Genomic DNA, 22,654 nt, shown 5'->3' with positions numbered 1-22,654 from the left:
GTAACTTTATTATCAGGTTATGCTTTCCAAAAAACAGCAAGGAGCCAAAAAGATATTAAAGATTTAATATCCCTTTGGCTCCTTTGCCTTTAAAAACACATCCTTGTGCTTTCTCTATGTATAGATATCCCCAAATCAAACTTTACAAACATATATCTATTACAATCTACATTTTATTTTTAAAATCAAATATTATTTTTGTGCCATTGTAACTAGAGTCAATATTAATTTGACCTTGTAATTTATCCTTTACAATACTTTTTACAATATTGAAGCCTAAACTTCCAGGTCTAGCAGTTTTCATATCAAATCCAACACCGTTATCAATAATTGCAATATTGGAATACATACTTCCCCTTTGTATCTTAATTTCAATAAGCCCCTCTTCTTTTCCAACAAAAGCATATTTCAGTGAGTTTTGTAAGAGTTCATTCACTACAAGGGCTATTGAAGTTGCCCTATCTGAATCAATCTTCAATTTATCACCGCTAATCTCTATTTTAATATTTTTACTCTTTAATAGGCTGTAATCTATAACACTGTTTTTAATCCTAGAAAGAATTGTTTTTATATCTACATCATCTAAACCTTTTTGAGCTAATATTTCATGGGTTACAGCAATACTCAGTATTCTGCTTATGCTTTCACCAAATGCAATTTTCACAGTTTCATTATCAATTCGTCTTGATTGTAATCTTAATAGGCTGGCAATTGTTTGAAGATTATTTTTTACTCTGTGATGTATTTCCCTTATTGCCACAGATTTTAAAATTAATTCCTTTTCCTTTGCTTTTACTTCAGAAATATCTCTTATAACCACTATAATCCCTACTATATCAATATTCCTTTGTTTCATAATTGAATATTTCACCTGTAAAGTTAGTTCTCCTATGGTTACCTCTGAGCTGCTGATGAATCTTTTAGATTTTATTTCTTCAAATGTCTTACCATCCAACACCAAATTATTGAATCTTATACCTATTAAATTGTCTATGTATCCTAATTTTTTATATAAACTTTGGGCTACTGGATTTGCATATGTAGATAATCCATTACTATTAAATATTATTATTCCATCGGTTATATGATAATGTATGGGATTTTGATTATCTATAAATGTTAAAAGAGCCTTTGTAAGTTGTTCAGTAGTTTCTGTTAATAACTCCATGTTCTTTTTTTCCTTTATACTTTTAGTTATATCAATCTCTGCTATAAGAACACCTATAACATCTCCAAAGTCGTTTTTAATTGGAACTACGCTTTGCTTTACTGATTTATTTTCCTGAGTAATAGCCCTTAAATCCCTGGTGGGCATTCCAATTTCTAATGTTCTTAAAGCTGCAGGTTCATTTTTTCTAAAGGCAAATTCTCCTACAACTGAGTGCTGATACATTGATGGATAATCAAAGGGCTTTGCTTCAGCAACTACAATTGCCGCATTTGGATCTTTGGTCATACAATCTATAAATATATCAGCTTCTAATAAATCCGCTATCAATTGAAGGTTTTGAGCAATTTTTTCAAGCTTTTCAATATCACGGTCGGACAAATAAGTATGGATTTTACATAATTCATAAATCATTATATTACTCCTTAATATATGATTATTTTATTCATTAATAAGAATTGCATTAGCTATTTCCTTCATTGCACAGCGCTTATCCATACTTAATTTCCTGATTTTATTATATGCTTCCTTTTCTGACAGTCCATATTTTGACATTAATACTCCCTTTGCCCTTTCTATAATTTTCCTAGCCTCCAATTCTTTTTCCACTTTAACAGCCTCTTCTTTTATTTTTTTAAATTCCTCCCCCTTAGAAATGGCAACCTCTATTGTAGGAAGAAGTGACTTCTCATCAACTGGTTTAACAATGTATCCCATAACACCTGCTTCCTTAGCCCGGTCAATAAATTCCTTTCCACTATAGGCTGTTATGAGAACTACACTGCTGACTAAATTTTCTTGGGTGATAATTTTTGAGGCCTTAAGACCATCCAGTAAAGGCATCTTTACATCCATGAGAACTAAATCAGGCTTTAACTTTCGACATAACTCCACGGCATCAAATCCATCTGAAGCCTCCCCTACAACATCGTAGTTAGCTTCCTTTAACAGCTCAAAAAAATCCATTCTAGTAATAGGCTCATCATCGGCTATTACTATTCTTTTTTTCATTTTTTCCCCCCCTTAAATTTGCAGGCATAAAACTTAATTTATAAATGTCAAAATATCCGGCGTTTTTGAGGATTTTTGAGATGTATAAATTAAAGATTGACATTGTTTCACTATAGTTGTCTATCTTTTATATATTATTAAAATAGAAACATTTTTATGCTATCTAATCCACTTCCTTTAAGGGAACTAACTTTAAATATTTTACTAACCCCCGCATTATATAGGCACTCTTTAGCATAGTTAATATTGCCTTTTTTACAGTCTATTTTCGTCACTATCCCTATAACTATTTTATTAAACATAGCTGCAAATTCAGGAGGAAAAATACATCCATCATCGCTACAATCTTGAACAAGAGCTATAATATCACAATCAAAGGATAATGCTATTAAAGCATTGTAAAATCTTCTGCTTTCGATATATTCTCCTGGAGTATCTATAATATTATTATAAAACTCTACTGCTTGAGTTTTTTTGTATTCTATGGAATAATTGTTCAGTGCCTGAACAAGTGTGGTCTTTCCACTACCAGTTCGTCCTATAAGTATTATCTTTTTCACTTTATCACTCCTAGGATTTGGTCAGATTTGCAGGAGTAAATGATAATACATTTGCTAAAAGATTTAAAACTTCCTTCAAGGATGATTCAACACTTGATACATCTCCGACTATAACAAGGGATCCACTAAATCTATCTAAGAAACCTATTTCTACTGCTGCAGATTTAGTAGCAACATCGGCAGCAATTATAGCAGCTTCACTAGGAGTAATTGTAAGTATCCCTATTGCTTCATGGCATTCATCAGAAATTCCAAGTTTTTTATATATATTTTTCTGAGGATTTGCTATTAAATGGGCCAATGTAACTTGTTTACCTGGTACATATTCCTGTATAACTCTTTGCTTTGCATCTTCCTCCATAATATCAACCTTTCGAAGTCTTTAAATTAAAAATGTAATCAAAAAAAGCTTGTCAAGGGAAAATATATATTTTCCTTGCAAGCTTCATTGCTCTCTATATGCACTCCATTGTGCAAATCATATATTTTATTTAATTTTACCATACTTGTTTCAAAAAAACAATCCAATATTCTGAATAAACTAAATATTTCATGAATAGCTCTTCTGTCTATTGTATTTCTTTCTCTTCAAGGGAAACCGTTTCTTCCATTTCTTTATGATATATGGAATCTTCTAACAATACGGTAGAATCTTCTTTTTTTATGCAGGATTCTAAGGAATTTATATTATTTTCAAACAAAATATCATTATCTGGTATTGCAATAGATATTTCACCGTCATAATTATAATAATCCTTATGATCATCTTTTGATTTTTTTGCAGGACGCAGCTCAATGAGTTTACCAATCAATATTATAGTAATAATCCCTCCTATTAAACCTATGCTTGTTAATAAAATTCCTTTTAAGAGCATATTATCTCCTCCTTTATAGAAAGTATGCTTTGACTGATTTTGTCCATTAATTAAGCTTATATTATTACTAATTATAAAAATATTCCATAATTTCAATAGTTCCCAAATATGTAATGTATGAAAAAAAAATTAGTAATAATATCATTAAAGCTATTGCAATTTTCCTATTCACAGTTTTTTTCTTCCAAAATAAATCAAAGCTGTCTATATTTATTAAATCTTCTAAAAGTTCATCTACCGACTGATATCTTTGCTGCGGATCAAACCTTGTACATTTCAATATTATGTACTCCATACCTATTGATATATTTTCCTCCAGTTCCCTTATGGTTCTTTCCTGAAAGGGTGCTTCCTTTGGACTTTTTCCCGTTATAAGGTGGTATAGTGTTACCCCAAAACTGTATATATCTGTTCTAACATCACTTTGAGATCTTCCATACTGTTCAGGTGCAGCATATCCCCTTGTACCTATATATGCTGTATCATTTATTGAATCATCCTTATATTCCCTAGCAATGCCAAAATCTATTAATTTTATTCTGTTTTTATTGGTTAATATAATATTAGAAGGCTTCATATCTCTATATATAATTGGATTTGGCCTTGTATTGTGTAAATAAATCAGGACATCGCATATTTCTTTTCCCCACTGAATAATATCCTTCTCTGGTAATCTGCCACATCTAAGTAGTTTTTTATCTAAGGATATACCTTCAATATAATCTTCAATAATATATATATTCTCTTCATCTTCAACAATATCAAATATTCTGGGAAGTGCCGGGTGGTTTAGCTTTTTTAAAATATTGGGTTCCACCAATAAATCAAACTTTGAATTTGAATATTTACTAATTTGTTTAATGGCCCAAAGAGTATCCAAATTAACATTTTTAGCAAGATAAACTGTACTCATCCCTCCAGATCCAATAACATCAAGTATTTCATACTTTCCATCGAAGAGCCCATTTTTCACCATTTTGCACCCTCCACATCACCTTAGCATATTTACTATCTTTTCATATAAATTTATTTTTTCTTTTCTGCAGTTTTGATATATTAGTATTACTGAAGCATTATCTGGAGCTCCCCTTGACTTCACTATACCCATAAGCTTTTCTACTGTCTTCTGCATATCATTCTCTTTAAATTCTTTAAGAGCTCTTAATATTTCATCCTTGATTAATAGATTATAAAACCCATCACTACATAATAAAAATATATCTTCTTTGAAAACCTCTCCCTTATTTTCAAAAATATCTAATTCTTCCTTTATTCCTATACACTTGAGAAGTACATGTTTTTTTGGATGATTAGCTGCCTTTTCTATATTCATTATTCCTAGCCTAACCTGCTCTGCCACCCAGGAATCATCTTTAGTTAACATAATCATGTCATCATTTATTTTATATATTCTACTATCGCCTATATGCTTAATTATATATTGATCTCTATATATTAAAAGCATTGACAAAGTTGTTCCCACCCTACCATTTATTGATTTTCCAAATTCAATTATTCTTTTATTTATATGAAATATAAGATTATCTAGTTCTCCACCAATTGTATTTAAGTTTATCTTATTCATTTCTTTAACTACTAAAGACAGCCTACTATCCCACCAGTATTTAAATTCTTTAATAACAATCTCACTGGCCATATCACCGGCCTTAAGCCCCCCCATTCCATCGGCCACTACAAAAAGACCAAACTCCCCTAAATACTCTTCACCAATTTTTATTAGAATTCTATCTTGATTTGTCTTTTTTACATATCCTATATCACTTAATGTACCAATAGAAAATCTTCGTTTTTTCATATTTATCGCCTCAGTTTTTCTCTGATTTCCCGTTGACTTGAAAATTCTTTTTATATACTTTAACCTATTGTGCTAGTAATTTAATTTTAAATGGGATTTAAGAGGTTTTAATATTTCATTTAAGTGATTTTTATAACACATAGGAAATATTAAAATCCCTGACATAATAACTAATATAGCTAGTTACTTTATAATTCATTAATAAAGGTATACTTAATATTAGCAAATTCAATATTATCTCCATTATCAATCTTGTATTCTACATTGCTTTTTAATCTAACTCTATTAAGAAAGGTTCCATTTTTTGAATTTAAATCTCTGATGAAATATTGTTTTTCTCTACATAGTATTTCAGCATGGGTTCTACCTATAACATTATTTTCTATTAAATAGTCCACATAATTTCCAAGTCGTCCTATGATAAAGTTTGATTTAGTTATAGATACTTTTTCTATTATTCCATTATTTATTCTTTGTAAATATGGCAATTCTTCCTCTTGTTCATCCAAAACTACCGTTTCATTAATACTTAGAGACTTGTCTTCAATCATATTACAGTCCACCGCCGCTGCTTCATATTCTTTGTCACAATAATTTAACTCCTTTGAATTAATAATTTCTTTTTTTGACATATTTATGTTTTTTATTATTTCAACTTCCTCCATATTTTCTTTCTTAAATAAATATCTAAATAGCATAACATCAACAGCAGCTACAATTAAAGTAATGCCTCCATAGGTGCTAAATCCGCCACCAGCTAAGGATTTGATTGAATCTAAGCTAAATATCAAAGCAACGATTATTAAGACTTGTGTCAAAACTGCTATAAATATATACTTAGGTTTATATCTTTTTTTAACAGTATTTTTGCTTAATTGATCGTCATTGTTCTTTAATGAACCTATTATATTTAATTCTTTTTGCAGTATATGGCCTTTTTCATTTTTCCCTTGATAATCATGTTTTAAGCAGATATCTTTATTATTAAAATAATCTTTAATATTTGAGTCTTGACTATTACACTGTTGTATATTTTGTTCTTTAGACATTACAGTAAATTCATTTTTTCTTATCTCATTGAGCATTTTATGAAAATCATAAATGCTGAAAATATCTTTTTTTATATAATTTAAGATTCTCTGGATATAATTGCCACTGGATTTTTCATCAATTTTAGCTAGAGAAATAATAAGGTTAACCAAAAAATCTTTAAAACTTTGGTTTATATCCTTTTCAAATTCTATAGGAAGATATACCATACCTATTTCAAGGGTACTTGGATCAATATAAATATAATCTTCATGAATTAAAAAGCTTTTATCATACAAAAAATATTCCCTGCTTTCCAATAGAACATAAGTAATGCCCCTAAGAATGTCAATAAACTCCATCTTACTAAGTTTTTTTCTTTGTAAAAACTGGGATAATACTAATTTGGATGTAATATTATAATAGAGCTTTACTTCATCATTTTTATACCTTGCATCAAGATCAAGAATCCCTAAACAATTATTATTGTCTATCATCCCCATCTGATATTCTAAAATATCTTCATCTGAAGCCATAGTCAAAACTAAATAGCTTGCTGTTGAATCATTTTCATATTCAAACTTAAATCTTGTATCTATGATATCCTTCATTAATGTCGCCCCCAGTTCTATTAAAATCCTTAAAATTAGCTAATTAGCTGAAAATGATAATAACCATGGTCCCGACAAATATAAAAGGAGCAAAGGGAAGAGCTGTCTTTCTATTGACCTTTTTAAGAGTTAATAAAATAAGACCCGTAAGTCCACTAATTATTGTGGCTATCAGCATTATTTCAAGGGTAGTCTGAAGTCCGAAAAAAATACCTATACATCCAAATAATTTGGCATCTCCCATTCCAATATCTCCTTTAGTTATAATTGAAATTGTTGCTATTATTCCTCCACAAATTACAAATCCAAGAAATGCATCTACAATTGAAATATTATCATTTAAAACCAAGACAATTGCTCCTAGAGCAATCCCTAAAAGGATACATTTGTTGGGAATAATTTTACTTTTAATATCAATTAGTGAGATAAGCAGTAAAATCCCTATTAATATTGAATTTGAAAAAAATAAGATTGAAAAATCGTATTTTTTGTAAAGAAAGAAATATATCGCTACTAAAAAAATATCGATAAGAAATAATTTTTTTTCTTTACTAAATATATTAAAAAAATGTTTGAAGAAACCTTTATTTTCACCAGTATATAAATACAATTTAATAATACTGGATATAATAAATGTGATAATGCACAAAAAAATATATAACATACTTTTAACTCCTATAATATAGAGATTTAAACCCTATACAAATATATTTTTATAAGTTTTCCTATGGATTACATATTTTACATGGGTTATACTTTTTTTCTGCTTCTTTAAGAGGAATTTTAATAATATCCTTAAACAAATGGGTACATCCCCTTTTATGATATCTTCCATCATTGCTTCTCTTTGATTTGAATACTGTATATCCAAAATCACTTTCAATTGGAGGATTACATTTTTCACAAGGCTTTAATCTCAAATTCTTTGCAAACTGTAAATCCAATGCTTCAATTTCCTTAAATATTGAATAGCATCCAAATCTGTGATATCTTGATCCTTTTTCAGAAACATAAACTATTCTATCCTTCCCTTTTTCTTTGTTATCTTCATCATTTCCCTGTATTGATCTTGGATATTCATCCCCTGCCATCCATGCTCTAACAGTTGCTCTTTGAACTACAGGTATATAATCTATAATTTTTATTGGTAGGGGTATCCTTAATTTATATTTAACTATAACATCTATATCTTCACTATTCTCAAAATATGTAGAACTACTAAAATCTAATTTATCTATATTCAAACTTTTTAATCTGCTATCGGTTAATCCATGATTTTTTATATGATTTCTTATTATTCCATTACCTACGGCTGTTTTACCTTTGCTAATTCCTGTCTCCCACATTGATAGTGCTAAATTTGGCACATCATTCCCATGATCATTTACTATATCTTGGATTATAGATTCATCTTTAATAGTAATGTTCAATTCTTTATAGGATTTCACTATCTTTTTAATATCTTCCTGGGATTTTCCTTTCTTCTCCTCTAATCCATCCTCTATTGTTTTATCTATATCAGCCACTCCACTTATATAATAAATATAACTATATGCAGCCATTTCATTTGCTGCCTCATCTATGGAATGTTGTATTATTTCGTGGGCATAAACTGCTTTAGTTATAAAACCAATAGTTAGAATTCCACAAATAAATACAGGTAAAACCAAGGCTGCTTCAACAGTCAAAGAACCCTTTTTATTTCTAAAAATTTTATTTGATATTTTCTCATAAAATGATACTATAGAAAAAACAAAGAAATCCATAATATTACCTCTAATATCCCTTATATATAACTAATTCAAATTTATGTCTATTTTTCGATAACTTTAGATTCTCAGGTATAAAGCCTCCAGTTAAAAATAAATATTTTATAGAAACTACTGCTTTCACCCTTATATATGTATTATTTTCCTTTAATTTGTAATCAATATTATCTGTCTCTTTTTGTATATTTAATTGAATCAAATCTTGAATTCGATTTATTGTCTTATTCTGATCCTGAATTAAAAGAAGAAATCTTAAATAATCCTGATATGAAGTGTTCATAAAATCCTTTTTATCGGAAGAAGTATTTTGAACCTCTTCATTATCAATTTCTTTATCTATAAATTCCTTATTATCTCCCTTTAAATCCGTCTTCCAGTCATCTTCAGTTTTATATAAGGCTATTTTTCTTCCTGACTTTAACTCATCTAAATCATAAATAGATTCACCCATGGACCAGCCTAAGAGTATTAAAGTCCTTATAATAGGGATACCAGCTCCACCTGTATACAATCCTGCTACGGCTGTTGCAGTGGCAGTGGCAATATTCTTTTTGTTTTCACAAGTAAATGTATGAATTGAATTTAAACCAAATCTGATTAATAATATCTTTGAATCCGTCAGAACTTGATTCATTTTTTCATTCCTTTTTCCATTTAAAATGTATTCAACTTCGCTCTTTTTAAAATAAGTATTTTTTTCATTTTTATTAATATTTCTCAGATCAAATTCTCCATTAATATCTGATACATAGCTCTTAAATGTACCCATAATATACTCATTTATATATATTTCATCCCTTATATCCTTTAGTCTTATTTTTTCAGTAATATCTTTGAGATATGAAAATGCAGATTCACTAAATCCTAAACCTTCATCTTCATAAAACTCAATTCCTTCTAATCCTTTGCTATCCATTAAATTATCATTACTTTTATTTTTCCTTATTTCTTTCTTCAAAACAGAAGGAAGTATAGAATATTCCTCATCACTTATAGTAATACTTTTTTCACTTTTATCCTTAGAATTAATATCAATCTTCCTATTTCCCTTTTCCTGATTGTTTTCTCTTTGGTCATAGGCTTTATATTCTGATTTTCTATCTCTTACTAAGTCATAATCATAATCAATCTTATTATTGTAAGCCCTGATTTTATCAATAATATCTTTTTCTACTGATTTGATATAATCTATATCATCCTTGGCTTTACCTGGTTCTATTTTTTCAATCAGACTCAGTATACTTGAACCACTCCTCCCATTTCCTTCAAGTAATCTTATATTTGCCCCTATCTTTTTTTCAATATCCTCTAATTTATTTTCTTCTCTTTTACTATCGGGAATTAATTTATCATATTTTTCAATTTCTTCATTAAACTCCTTTTTAGAAGCCTCCATTATATTATCCTTATTTTTAGACAAATATTCTTTGTATTCATCTAATTTATTGTGAATATTTCTGCTTTCTGCTATAAGCTTATAAATACTGTCTAAAGCATTTTTATTCATTCTAATATATTCACGAATATCTTTAGTCAATTCATTGTATTTCTTTTGTTTTTCCCTTTTAGCCTTTCTGATTTTGTCCTTTAATTTCTCCTTGCTTTCTTCCGATTCTGCTTTTTTATCTTCCATATTATCTAGCCTTTTCTTTAGTTCTATATGTCTTTCCACAGCTTGTATATAATTTTCTATTAGTCTTTTACATTCCCCTTCATTGAGCTTCCTCACAAAATGTTCCATCTTTTTTTCTTTACTCCAAAGAAAAAACATACGCTCCTCGTATTTTCCATAAATATATTTATATATTTCCCTTTGAATATTTTCTATTTTTTTTAATTCCTTTTCAAATTCTATTTTTCTTTTATAAACTTCCGATGTTGATCCAGATTTTTTTAAAAGGTCTAACTTTTCTAGAAAATCCTGTGTGAATACCTTAGGAGCTCTATACTTCATAAATTGAAGAATTTGATGCTTTGTAACAGGATTCTCCATTAGATTAAAAATGGTATCTACTTCAATGCCTTCAATTTTATAATCGTACAAATCAACATAATTTCCTATTTTATTTTCATCTAAATAGGCCTTATCAATCATTAAATTCTTGCTCAAATAATCAGTAATGATTTCTTCAAGCTCTTCTTTATTGTTTTGAGTCAGGGCAAATAAACCATATTCTTCCCTTAAAGGGGTATAGTATCCTGCAAGGGTAGAAGAAGCTGAGGTTTCTAGAGCTCTTTGGATCTGAGACTGGGCAGTATTTATTCTTGCTGCGTCCACAATTACTCCTGCCAGTGTAATCATAATCAACATTATAATACTTAAAAACACAGTTATTGATCCACTTTGTCTGTCTATATACACCTCCCTTTCCTCCTTTATTCTGAAAAAAACCTTTCTATATTTTCTTTAACTATACTAATGGTATTTTTAAATTTTTCTATAAAATCAGATGTTACTTCATATTCCTCTAGTGTATCTCCTGTGAAATCTATATTACGTATTAATTCAGCGGGATTTTTTATGATTGACCTTGAATGAACCTCTATATTATATTTGTCATCCAAACCAAAAACCTTTAGGCTTTCTCCAAAGGGTATTTTATAGGAATTCTTTATTATGACATTCAACTCTTTATAGACTATATAATCTTTAATAAATATATCTACTTTATCCTTTATATTTTCATCACCATTAATATCTAATTTAGAAATTTCACTTTCTAAAATATTATTTTTCTTCAACTTATATAAAGCATATGTCTTCATTATTTTAATTTTTTCTTCTTTATTGCTTAGATATAAATCCTCCTTAAGCAATTCTTCTGAAGTCTTCAATTTTCCAGTTTCCAGCCTGAAATCTTTAGAATCTATTTTCATTTTTGAAATATTGCTCCAACAAGCTGCACCTCTTTGAGCCACATGATTGCTGACTGCTTTGATATATGCATGATGATATAATAAAACACATATGTATATAGCTGCTGCAATTGCTAAAATTATTATTGGAAAAATCACAGAGGCCTCTACTGTCATACTTCCACCATTATTTAGTCTCTTATAGGTTTTTTTCATAAAGCAGCATTCCTTTAATAGCAATGGTTTTATTTTTAATCCGGAAAATCCTTGGGATCAATATTAACTCCCTCAATATTACCTAATATGCTTTGCAGAAACTCTACTATGGCTTCTTTAAAAATCAGTGCAAGTCCAACTAATATAGCTACAAGTAATACTATTTCAACTGTACCAAGTCCATCCTCCTTTTTCAAATGATGTTTAATTGTTTTTAACATTTATTTTTCCCCCTTTAAAATAAAGTTACATCCCCTTCAATTGCAGCACTGCTGGTGTCAGTACAATTATTAATATTGCTATAAACATAATCATCATTGGAAAAAGCAGCTTTGAGCTGGCTTCTTCCCCAAGTTTTTTTGCTTCATTTTTACGTATTTCCCAACAATCACTTGCTTGAACTCTAAGTATAGTAATTAGCTTATCATTTCCCTTTCTTAAATTTTGTAAAATTGCAGAAATGAATTTAGAAATTTCTGGTGCTCTACATCTTCTAGCAAAATCTTCATATGCTTCAGACTGGGACTTTCCTCCCTTTATATTTAGCCAAACTCTTTCTATTTCCTCATATAGGGGTCTACTGCTCTTATTTTCACAGGCAATTTTTTCCCAGCTTCTTTCCACTGTAAGCCCTGCATCAACTAAAAGTGTTAATTTATTCAAAAAATCAGGAAAATCTATTCGTATCATCCTATATCTTCTCTTTAATCTTTCATTTAAATCTCTATCGGGACCATATATAACGGCTCCTAGTATTGCAATTGAAAGAAATATGAAACCTAAGCCTATCTGACCTATACCCATACCTAAAATTGATATTACCAATAACGAAATTAAAACATATGTTATTCTATTTCCCCAATGAATTTCTAAATAATATTTTGCATTCTTAAAACCATAAAGCTCTATAAGTTTTGTGTAAAGATTTCTATCATATTTTGTGTTGTATTTGTATTTGATAGATTTCATAATGTAAAGTCCTAAGGGAATAAACCTCTTTAAAGGATACTCCTTTTTATTTAAGGACTGAATATAATTATGATATTTTTTCTTCGATGGGCCATATAAAATTATGAATATAATAAGAAGAAAAATAAAAAGAAATGCCATCTGCTACACCTCTATATCCATTATCTTTTTTGATATAAAATAGGCTCCTGCCAAAAGGATTATGGAAATAGTCATCATAACTTTTCCCAATGCCGTTTCAAATACTAGCTCCATATAGTCCTTAGCATTTAGTGATAGTAGTAATATAAGTACTATTGGAATTATATTTAAAAGTTTTTGTTCTAATTTCTTTTGTGCCAACATTATATTAATATCATTTTTAATATATATTTTATCGGCAATTACATTTGAGGTGTTCTTTAAAATCTCTACTATATTTCCACCCATTCCTTTACAGGTAATGAAAACATCAACAAAATTATTTATATCTTCTAAATGGGCTCTCCTAGCAAAATCTGAAAGGGCTTCTTCTATGGTTTCATTCATATCTATTTTTCTGATAATATATTGAAATTCATGAGTAATATATGTATTAGGGTCAGGGTACAATATAGAAAGATCATTTAATGAATCTTTAAATGCCATTTCAATTGACTTCCCAGCTGATAAAGATGAAGATAAGGCATATAATGCCTCTTTAAACTGTAAATTAAGGTCATTTTTTCTTTTCTTAATAATTTCCTTAGTTTTAATCTTTGGGTAAAAAAATGAAAGAGGTATTAATACTGCTGAAACTATATAGCTTCTGTAAAATATAAATGAAATTAAGAAAATAACTATTGAAGCAATTAATATATAAATCATTTTCTCTTTTTTTGTCATAATATAAACATTATAGTCAATGCTGTCCCTATTAGTTATATCAACATTATCTTTTTTGCATTTCTTTCTTGTTTTTATAAATTTATTTCTTTTTAAAACTTCAATTAAAATAAATACAATTATTGCTAATAAAGAGCCTCCCAATACTATACTGATTATGAGCAATTTTTTCACCTCACAACTCCACAAATATACCAGCCATTTTCAATTTTGATGTATTTTTCATCTCATTCTCTGTTCTCTCAAGGGAGCCAATTATTCTTTTGTCATAAGTCTCACTTTTTTCAATGAATTCAAACAATGGATTAAGCTGTATTTCCCCATCTTCATATCCTAAAATTTCATCAATTCTCAAAATCCTTCTTGATTTATCCCTAAGTCTTCCTAAATGTATAATTATATCAATGGCAGATGCTATTTGTTGTCTAATTGCATCTAATGGCATGGCTGCTCCACTTAATACCATGGTTTCTAATCTACTAAGCATATCTCTGGTAGAATTGGCATGGCCTGTTGACAGGGAACCATCATGGCCTGTATTCATAGCCTGAAGCATATCCAATGCTTCAGGCCCACGCACTTCACCTACTATGATTCTATCGGGTCTCATTCTTAAGGATGTCCTAATTAAATGTTTTATTGATATTTCTCCCTTTCCCTCTGTATTAGCATCCCTTGTTTCCAGCCTTACAATATTAGGAACATTTACTATTTGCAGCTCTGCAGAATCTTCTATTGTAATAATTCTCTCGTCACAGGGTATAAAATTTGACAAGGCATTTAAAAAAGTGGTTTTTCCTGAACCCGTCCCGCCACAAATAAAAATATTATATTTTGCTTTAACCATAGACTCAAGGACTTTGGCAGTTTTTTTATCCAGGGATTTAAGATTAATGAGTTCATCTATTGTCATAGGTTTTTCGGGAAATTTTCTTATGGTTAATATTGGACCATTAAGGGCTATTGGAGGCAGTACTGCATTCATCCTAGAACCATCGGATAATCTGGCATCTACAGTAGGAGATGATTGATTTATTGATCTATTGACCTTTGAAACAATGGAGTGTATTATATTTTCAAGCTTTTTCTCATCTTGAAAGACAATTTCCAGCTTTGTAATTTTTCCATTTCTTTCTATAAAAATATTATTAGGACCATTTATCATAATTTCTGTAATAGATTTATCTTCAATAAGGGGCTGAAGTATGTCTAATCGCCTCATTGAGTTAAATACTGTTTTTATAATTTCTTTTTTTTCTGATAAAGTCAAATAATTTTCCTTGGATTTTTCAAAAACTGTTTCTGTAATTATATTTTCTATATCTTCATCGGTAGGGTCTTTTTTTAAATCTATATTATTATTAACAATATTTTTTATTTCTTCTATTATTTTATTTTTTCTTTTGTCATCCAAGAAAAAGACTCCTCTCTATAGACTTTATGAGTTTATACTTTTTAATAATTTATCAATAGCATATCCAAACTCATTCTTTATTGATTTTGTACCATTATTTTTCTGAAAACCAATTGGTGTCCCAGACATCACTGGTATTTTTACCTTTATACTGTTATCTTTTAATTTCAATTTATCTATTTGTGAAATTTTATCTAAAGAGTATTTATTTAAAACAATGGAAACCTTTTTAAATAAATCTATTTCACTTCTTTTAGAAATCATTTCTAGCTCCTTTATCAAGTAATTTGTTTTTGTTATTGATAAGTCATCCATACCAATTACTAATATAATTTCATCACTTGCTTTAAGTATAGAAATGTTTTTTCCATCTATTATTGATGACATATCGATAAAAATTCTATTATAATTATTAGATGCTTTAAGGGTGTCAATTAAATATCTAATATCCTCTGGCCTTGTCTCTTCTAAATCAACACTATTGTCGGGAGGTGAAAAATAATGAACATTATATTGGGAATCTATACATCTTATTCCTTCAATCTTCAATATAATATTCTTTTTTTTATCCCTTATGTAATACAATATATTAGAAAGATTCTTACTACCTTGACATTCAAAAAAATTTGGTGTTGATTGTATATTTTCTAGGTTAAGGTAAAATACAGTTTTATTGTCCTCAGCAGATTTCATACTAGCCCCTACAGCTATTGATGTCTTTCCTATACCACCTATGGGGGAATAGACTGCAATTACCTTAGTTTTTTTATCTCCCCACGAAGTATAATAATTATTTGGATTGCTTTCTACAAAGCAGTCTATTATACTGCTTACCAGTTTATCTCCCCTCTGATATTTTTTAATACTTTGACAATCACTATCATTTATTATCCTGCCTTCTGACAATAAAATTGGATTATTAGCCTCATTCTTTAAAGCTGAGTCATTATACCAGTCCTGACATAATAAGAAAATGTCAATATTCCTTTCATCACTGGATAGATAATTCAATAAGTACTCCTTCTTTGTAAAGGATCTCAATTGAAATCGATGGGAATAATTATTTAATATATAGTCAGAAACACCTTTAACGTAAGCCTCATCATTATCTCCAATTACTAAATACAGCTTTGACATATGAAGCCCCCTTATTTTAATATTGCTGCTGTTTCAATAAGGCAAATCCCTATTTATTCCAGTTATACATTTATATTACTACATTTATTTGTTAATTTCAATCTTAATTTACATCTTTTTCTATATTTTTCAAATTTGGTATTTTCTGTTTCAATATATGTCGATTTATGATAATTTTTATATGAAAAATAAAAAACGAACTCTTAACAAGTGCTGAATATACACTGTTTCTAGTCCGTTTTTCATTAATTATTTAATCCAGAAATTTGCATAATTAACATTGTTGATTTTAAAATACAATATGTAGACAGCTCACCTCAAACTCTCTACTACATTTTGTATTTTAAAATTCTTTACATGTATTATGCAATTTCCTCAATCTTTAAAAAGTCTTTCTATTTCATAAAAGGTATATTTATTTAACAAAGGATCTTCATAATGTTCATCGTTAAAATATAACAACTCTACCTTTACATGATCATTAACTATTTTCATTTTTGTTAAATCAAATATTTCTCTGAATCCCACTATTTTGTCCTTTGGATTGGTTTCTCTACTTAATCCCTTTGGATCAATAAATTTAATATAATATTTATTTTCTTTCTTTAGCCAGAAAATAAAATCCGGGAAAAATTTTCTATAACATTGCCTATCTGTATCATAGTAGGGTATATATATATTATCTGTACTTTCATCTATCCGGGAAAAATACCACCATTCATAATTTTCTATTCTATTTTGTGCTAAATATTCTTCCAGTTTATCTAAGAATATAATTTCACTTTTATCTTTTATTATATGTTGATACTTATTATTATCATCTGATAAAATGATTGGATTATAATAATGTGAAGAGATATTCTTTAATTTAACATTATATTTTGTTTCTAAATCCTGCAAAGAGACCTCATGGAAGATTTCATCCACATTAATATTTTTATCTTCAGCCACTAAAAGCATGGCTTCATTTTTTAAAGCTTCTTCCTTTCCCAAAGCCTTTAACGCTTGAACTATGCCTAATTGTTCCTTGCTGTATTTATTGTCTAATCCGCTTAATACCTTTTTAATACCTTTTTCCAAATCTATTAGCTCCTGCTTAGACAATTCACTATTAGTATTTAAGTTATACCTTAGTTTACTATAATGTTGTATATCTATTTTTTCTTCCTTTCTAAATCCCTTTAGTGCCCTTCCTTTTTGATTATAATGATTCTCAATAATATTTATTAATTGTTTTTCTGTTTTATCTAAAGATTTTCCATCATAGCCTTCTATTCTAACCTTTCTTTGTATATTATCAACGGTTCCCAGTTTAAAATTATCCCTAACAAGTAAAAGCTTTTTTGAAGTCCTATTGATATAATTAGAAACTCTATCATAATCCTTATTGCTAATTTTAAAAGTTTTAGGATTGTATTGTAACTCTTTATATACAGGAACATATAATGTCTTTCTGATACTGCTTTTCCTAATTCCTTTAATATTTTTCCAATTATTTTTTTCTTTATTTATACCTTCTATTATATTTTTAATAACCTGTTTATTAGTTGAAAAAATAAATAAAGTTTCAAGGATATTAGTAGTTTCTAAAAGCTTTTCCCTAACTTCATAGTTAAAATCTACAAATTTCTTTGTTTTATGAATTCTTCTTCTATTGTTTTTAAAAGGTTCTATTCTAACTCCTCTTCCTATAGCCTGTAAAATCAGTTTTGTATTCAGCTCATCTGTACCCATATTTATAAAATTAATTATATTTGGCCTATTACTATTCCACCCTTCAATAAATTGCCTTGATCCCATTAGTATATTTATACCATTCTCATTTTCATGTATAGATGAAAACCTACTTTTCTCTATTACTACATCATCATTGAAAAGATAATTCTTAAGAATATTTTTTTTCCATAATTTCACATTGGAAGCTTTGATTAATGCAAATGGCTTACTGTCTAATGAAGTTTTTAATCTAAATGAAAGCTCATCATTATTATTTCCAATCTCATTTACTTCAATATCCCCTGAAGACCTTGAGTTAAATACATATTTTAAAATCTCTTCATAGGTTATTCCTGCAATTATATTTTTGAAATTCCAAGATAAAACTTCATCACCTATAATATAATCATAATTATTATCAAGATTTTTTATTATATCTCCCTTTATAGAATTTAAAATTTCACTACTAACGGGTTTTTTTGCAATTTCAGATAAATATTCAAAATAAAGCTTCATATCTGCATTTTTAGTATTAATTTCATTTGAAATAGTTATCATTAGTGGATTGTGATACATTAATTCAACTTTATTTTTCTTTGAAAAAATACCTAGTTTTTCATATTGCTTTTTTATTCCAGCAAAAACAATTAAGGATTTAAGTATTATCTTCTTTTTTTCATCATCTGTTAAATTATCTTTTTCTTCCATTTTATTTCTGGCTTTAAAATTTCTAAATTCTTCATCCAATACTTTGATATTTTTTCCGTAACCGGCTTTAATAAACTCAGAAAGATTAAAATTAAAAACCGTAGTTACCTGATCTATTAAATCAGTAAAGGTTGCAGAAAAGTTAAATAAAAACCCATTTTTAGCCAATATATTTAAATAATGTTTCCTTTTACTACTTTCCTGATCACCCTTATGTGCTTCATCAAGTATTAGATACCATCCTTCTTTTTCAATATAATCCTTAAAATCAAAGAGATTTTCTTTGTTTTCTTCTGATATTAAAGTAGCTCTTGTATAATATACAGTTAGGGAATCAGGGGTTAATGGATTTAATCCTGAAAAAGCATTTTTTTCATATTCCTTTAAATTTTTTAAATATATTCTACTGGCTCTAGAGGTAGATCTATTGAAAATCTCCACATGTTCCTTTATTTGACTGATTAATTTATCGTCTGGAGCAACAATTAACACTTTTTTAGTTGGTATTAGTGACTTTTTCATTAATTCATATAAAAATTCAATTAATTTAACAATAATAGGTGTTTTACCTGAACCCGTTGCCATCCAAAAACATGCTCTATTTGTGAAATTATAAAATTTTATTTTGTCTTCATCAACTTTAAAATATTCTCTTAATAGTTCAAAGCTTGTATTTCCGGATTTTATTGATAAAATATTCTTATCTTCTCGGGAAATATGTTTTCTATAAAAATCATATATATCTGATGCATCACTGTCAAAATATGCTTTTAAAAAAGTTACAGCATTTTTTAACGCATTTATCTGATAGTCATACAAAAAAAAACCTTCGTTTTTATTAAAATCTTCAAAATCAAGGCCCAGCTCATTTACATTAATTCTATTTTTTAATTTTTCTTCTACATATGTCTGTAATAAAACTTTATTCATTATTATTCACCCCACCAAAATAGAGGTTTTAGGTTTTTGTTATCTTCCCATTTAATATTATCAATATCGATATCTTTCCCATCTTCAAATAATATTTTATTGAAACTATATTTCTTTATTTCTTTACCGGTTAAATTGGATATAGTTTCAGTAATATCAACATCATCATATAAATATCTGAAATCTATACTGGCATCATTGTCTTCAATTTTTAAAACATCTAATAGCTTTTCGCTATTATAAAATATTAAAGGATTTTTAATTTCATCCGAATTATATTTACTATGTTTTAATGTATCTTCAAATTGCTCAAGCTCATAGTATTTGAAAAATCCACCGCCATTCCAACGGGTTTCTTTGCTTATTCCTGATATATCTCCTCTTAAAACCTTTTTTAATCTGGGAATTATTATATCGTAAAAATGCTCTCCCATTTCAATTCCAATCCACTTCCTTCTTAGTTTATGTGCCACTGAGATCGTCGTACCTGTCCCAGCAAAAAAATCCATTATTAGAGATTCTCTATTTGAAGATACCTCTATAATTCTTTTTAATAAAGCCTCTGGTTTTTGTGTTTTAAACCCCAGATTCTCATAATCATTGGCAGATAAAGGCTTTACATCATTATCGCTCCATAAATTGCCTAAAGCATTGCCCTTCTTTTCATCTAAATATCTTTTAACCCTTGGTGTTCCATTTGAAGTAAAAATAATTCTATTATTTTTTAATCCTTCATTAATTTTTTCCTGAGACCAAATCCAATGTTTACCTGATGGTGGTGATAAAAGGCCCCTATCGCCAAAATATCTAGCCTCGCCCTGTCCCGATTGAGTAAAATCAAAACTCCCATATCTTCTTCCGGTTTCTTCCTCAATTTTATTATAGGTTTTATAATCATTTTTTGATTTAACATATACCTTATTAAAAATGCATTCTTCCTTGCCATATAGATATATTGTATCGATTATATCACTAAAATAAGTACTTTGGGACTTGGTTGAACTAAGCTTTTTCCATATTATCTCATTTTTAAATCCACAGTTGTCCAATTGTTGGTTTAACAGCATTTTGCCATAATGATTGGCATTTTTATCTAAATGTAGATAAAAGCTCCCTTTATCTGATAAATAATCCTTTGCAAGCTCAAGTTTATTACTCATTAATGTCAGCCAGGTACTATCCTGATAACCATCTTTATAATCAAAGTCACTACCAGTATTAAAAGGTGGATCTATATAAATTAAATCAACTTTTCCTTTATACTTGAATAGTAAAGTGTTTAATGCTTGAAAATTGTCGCTTTTTACTAAAATACCATCTATTTCTTTATCCAAATTATCAAAACTATCCAGGATTTCTTCTTCTAGATTCTTAAAATATTTAGTATCTAAGGGTAAATGTTTAAATTCATTTTTTAGTTTTTTTACTTGCTCAGTATTTTCTATAATAGAGTCTCTATCAAATCCATTTACGAATTGAAATTCCTTCCATTCTTTTTTTATTTCTCTACCAGACTCATCAAGCTTTCTTTCATACAGTTCTTTCCATTCCTCATATTGTTTTTCAAAGCCCTCTGAATTAATAATTTTTTCAACTAACTCAATATTATTTTCCAATTTACCTAGAGTTAACACGTAATTAGATTTTCTTACAAATTTAGGTTTTATCCAAATAGACTTAAGTTCATCTTCAAATTTAGATATATATTCAATTACCTCAAAAGCAATATCCTTTATATTACGTATTTCTTCTATCCTTTCTTCTGTCCATTCACTATAATTATCATTGATTAAATAATTGTACAAATAAAGATTAAATTGTTCTCTAAGAAATGATTCAGCATTTCTATGGATAAAAAAATCAATTTCATTTTGCTTTTTATAAATTCTTATGGCTTTTTCTATAGTTTTAATATCTATATTAATATTCTGTTTTTTAATATAATCATCAATATTATTTAAATCCGTCAATCCCAACTCTATTATAACCCTTACAAGTAATCCTTCTTTTTTATTGAATACATTTATTAGCTTTTCAAATTTGGTTTTACTGGAAAAATAATTTAAATCCAAATAATTTTTTCGTAAATCTATATCAAAATTATCTATTGTATTAATATTATTGAATAAGTATTCTTTTACTTTTTTGGAGCCTTTTAGTTTTAAGATTTCTTCTAATTTTTTTATATTATTATCTTTATATCTTACTTTAAAGATAACATTTTTTTTATCAATTTTTGATAAAATAAATATAATATTCTTCTTCTCATTATTCTGTTGAAGCTGCATTTCACTAGCATCAAATTCAAAATTCACTCCGTTTATGTCGAATTTCATGGAGGTATACAGCTTCTCACTTTTTATATAATACAATTTTTGAGTTTTCCAAAATAGAGTCGTATCTTCTTTATCACTATAGATTTTTTCGTACAGATTTTTATGTAGTTGGGTTTTGTAATAAAAGGGACATCCAGTTTCATTCAGATAACTTTCAAAAAAAGTAAATAGTTTATTATAGAGCTCATTCTTCTGGGATTCATGAATTTTTTCTTCTATTTTCTGCTGAATTATCGGCTCAATATATTGAAAATATTCATTTCTTATTGCCATCAAATTAGTATAACCTGAATCACCTTCTATTTTTTGTCCTACTTCTCCTAAGAATACATCTGATAAAGCACTAAAAAATCTTTGCTTTGACTTGTTTTCAATCATCATCTGCCTCCTGTATATCTCAAAATTCAATTTATGCATACCCAAAATATCAATATTTCTATGACTTTTTTAATTTATAAATTATTTTTATTATATACTCTGTTATGGTATTATTCAAATTGTTCATATATTTATTATAGCTAATTATTCATCGGTTTTTATTATATGAGCAAATTGCATAATCACCTTCTGAAAAAAACATCTACTATATATAGTTTTAAAATCTTCACAGACATATCATCTATATTATGGAATTTCCTCATATAAAAAGATGGAAAAACATTAAAAATA

At 28.2% G+C, this 22,654-nt stretch carries 19 protein-coding genes; all 19 read right to left on the bottom strand.

Annotated features, from left to right (window positions below; translation table 11 throughout):
- Positions 1 to 166: 166 nt before the first annotated feature.
- Positions 167 to 1,582 (bottom strand): sensor histidine kinase, encoded by a 1,416-nt coding sequence (locus tag B5X81_RS01575; RefSeq protein WP_079488829.1) that lies wholly within the window; start codon positions 1,580 to 1,582, stop codon positions 167 to 169.
- Positions 1,583 to 1,609: 27 nt separating this feature from the next.
- Positions 1,610 to 2,179, bottom strand: a complete 570-nt coding sequence (locus B5X81_RS01570) for an ANTAR domain-containing response regulator (RefSeq protein WP_079488827.1) — start codon at positions 2,177 to 2,179, stop codon at positions 1,610 to 1,612.
- Between the two features lie 137 nt (positions 2,180 to 2,316).
- Positions 2,317 to 2,739: a EutP/PduV family microcompartment system protein gene (locus tag B5X81_RS01565; RefSeq protein WP_079488825.1), complete on the bottom strand. Its 423-nt coding sequence runs from the start codon at positions 2,737 to 2,739 to the stop codon at positions 2,317 to 2,319.
- Between the two features lie 10 nt (positions 2,740 to 2,749).
- Positions 2,750 to 3,100, bottom strand: coding sequence for an ethanolamine utilization microcompartment protein EutS (gene eutS, locus B5X81_RS01560; RefSeq protein ID WP_079488824.1), 351 nt, complete (start codon positions 3,098 to 3,100; stop codon positions 2,750 to 2,752).
- Between the two features lie 208 nt (positions 3,101 to 3,308).
- The gene (locus B5X81_RS01555) at positions 3,309 to 3,614 is read right to left on the bottom strand and encodes a hypothetical protein (RefSeq protein ID WP_139380223.1); all 306 of its coding nucleotides are present in this window, start codon (positions 3,612 to 3,614) and stop codon (positions 3,309 to 3,311) included.
- A gap of 67 nt (positions 3,615 to 3,681) precedes the next feature.
- Positions 3,682 to 4,590, bottom strand: coding sequence for a serine/threonine-protein kinase (locus B5X81_RS01550; RefSeq protein WP_079488821.1), 909 nt, complete (start codon positions 4,588 to 4,590; stop codon positions 3,682 to 3,684).
- 15 nt (positions 4,591 to 4,605) lie between these two features.
- On the bottom strand, positions 4,606 to 5,430 hold the full coding sequence (locus B5X81_RS01545) for a PP2C family protein-serine/threonine phosphatase (protein ID WP_079488819.1): 825 nt from the start codon (positions 5,428 to 5,430) through the stop codon (positions 4,606 to 4,608).
- 188 nt (positions 5,431 to 5,618) lie between these two features.
- The gene (locus B5X81_RS01540) at positions 5,619 to 7,070 is read right to left on the bottom strand and encodes a DUF6382 domain-containing protein (RefSeq protein ID WP_079488818.1); all 1,452 of its coding nucleotides are present in this window, start codon (positions 7,068 to 7,070) and stop codon (positions 5,619 to 5,621) included.
- A 43-nt stretch (positions 7,071 to 7,113) separates the two neighbouring features.
- The gene (locus B5X81_RS01535) at positions 7,114 to 7,734 is read right to left on the bottom strand and encodes a prepilin peptidase (protein ID WP_079488816.1); all 621 of its coding nucleotides are present in this window, start codon (positions 7,732 to 7,734) and stop codon (positions 7,114 to 7,116) included.
- A 61-nt stretch (positions 7,735 to 7,795) separates the two neighbouring features.
- Positions 7,796 to 8,836 carry a TadE/TadG family type IV pilus assembly protein gene (locus B5X81_RS01530; RefSeq protein WP_079488815.1) on the bottom strand — a complete coding sequence of 347 codons (1,041 nt, stop codon included), beginning with the start codon at positions 8,834 to 8,836 and terminating at the stop codon, positions 7,796 to 7,798.
- A 10-nt stretch (positions 8,837 to 8,846) separates the two neighbouring features.
- Positions 8,847 to 11,201 carry a DUF5702 domain-containing protein gene (locus tag B5X81_RS01525; protein ID WP_079488813.1) on the bottom strand — a complete coding sequence of 785 codons (2,355 nt, stop codon included), beginning with the start codon at positions 11,199 to 11,201 and terminating at the stop codon, positions 8,847 to 8,849.
- Positions 11,202 to 11,215: 14 nt separating this feature from the next.
- Entirely contained in the window at positions 11,216 to 11,911 is a 696-nt protein-coding gene (locus B5X81_RS01520) for a hypothetical protein (protein ID WP_079488812.1), read from the bottom strand.
- Positions 11,912 to 11,946: 35 nt separating this feature from the next.
- Positions 11,947 to 12,132, bottom strand: coding sequence for a Flp1 family type IVb pilin (locus B5X81_RS01515; protein WP_079488810.1), 186 nt, complete (start codon positions 12,130 to 12,132; stop codon positions 11,947 to 11,949).
- A 25-nt stretch (positions 12,133 to 12,157) separates the two neighbouring features.
- Entirely contained in the window at positions 12,158 to 12,880 is a 723-nt protein-coding gene (locus tag B5X81_RS01510; RefSeq protein ID WP_244281973.1) for a type II secretion system F family protein, read from the bottom strand.
- A gap of 144 nt (positions 12,881 to 13,024) precedes the next feature.
- On the bottom strand, positions 13,025 to 13,918 hold the full coding sequence (locus B5X81_RS01505) for a type II secretion system F family protein (protein WP_244281972.1): 894 nt from the start codon (positions 13,916 to 13,918) through the stop codon (positions 13,025 to 13,027).
- A gap of 1 nt (position 13,919) precedes the next feature.
- Positions 13,920 to 15,158 (bottom strand): CpaF family protein, encoded by a 1,239-nt coding sequence (locus B5X81_RS01500; protein WP_079488807.1) that lies wholly within the window; start codon positions 15,156 to 15,158, stop codon positions 13,920 to 13,922.
- A 24-nt stretch (positions 15,159 to 15,182) separates the two neighbouring features.
- Positions 15,183 to 16,295: an AAA family ATPase gene (locus B5X81_RS01495; protein WP_079488806.1), complete on the bottom strand. Its 1,113-nt coding sequence runs from the start codon at positions 16,293 to 16,295 to the stop codon at positions 15,183 to 15,185.
- A gap of 375 nt (positions 16,296 to 16,670) precedes the next feature.
- Complete coding sequence (locus B5X81_RS01490) at positions 16,671 to 19,649, bottom strand: DEAD/DEAH box helicase family protein (protein ID WP_079488804.1); 2,979 nt, start codon at positions 19,647 to 19,649, stop codon at positions 16,671 to 16,673.
- 2 nt (positions 19,650 to 19,651) lie between these two features.
- Positions 19,652 to 22,363, bottom strand: coding sequence for a site-specific DNA-methyltransferase (locus B5X81_RS01485; RefSeq protein ID WP_170917232.1), 2,712 nt, complete (start codon positions 22,361 to 22,363; stop codon positions 19,652 to 19,654).
- Between the last annotated feature and the right edge of the window lie 291 nt (positions 22,364 to 22,654).

It is taken from the genome of Maledivibacter halophilus, assembly GCF_900167445.1.
In the GTDB taxonomy this organism is placed as follows: domain Bacteria; phylum Bacillota; class Clostridia; order Peptostreptococcales; family Caminicellaceae; genus Maledivibacter; species Maledivibacter halophilus.
Note: the sequence above shows the minus strand (reverse complement) of the source record. Positions and strands in the feature narration are given on the sequence as shown.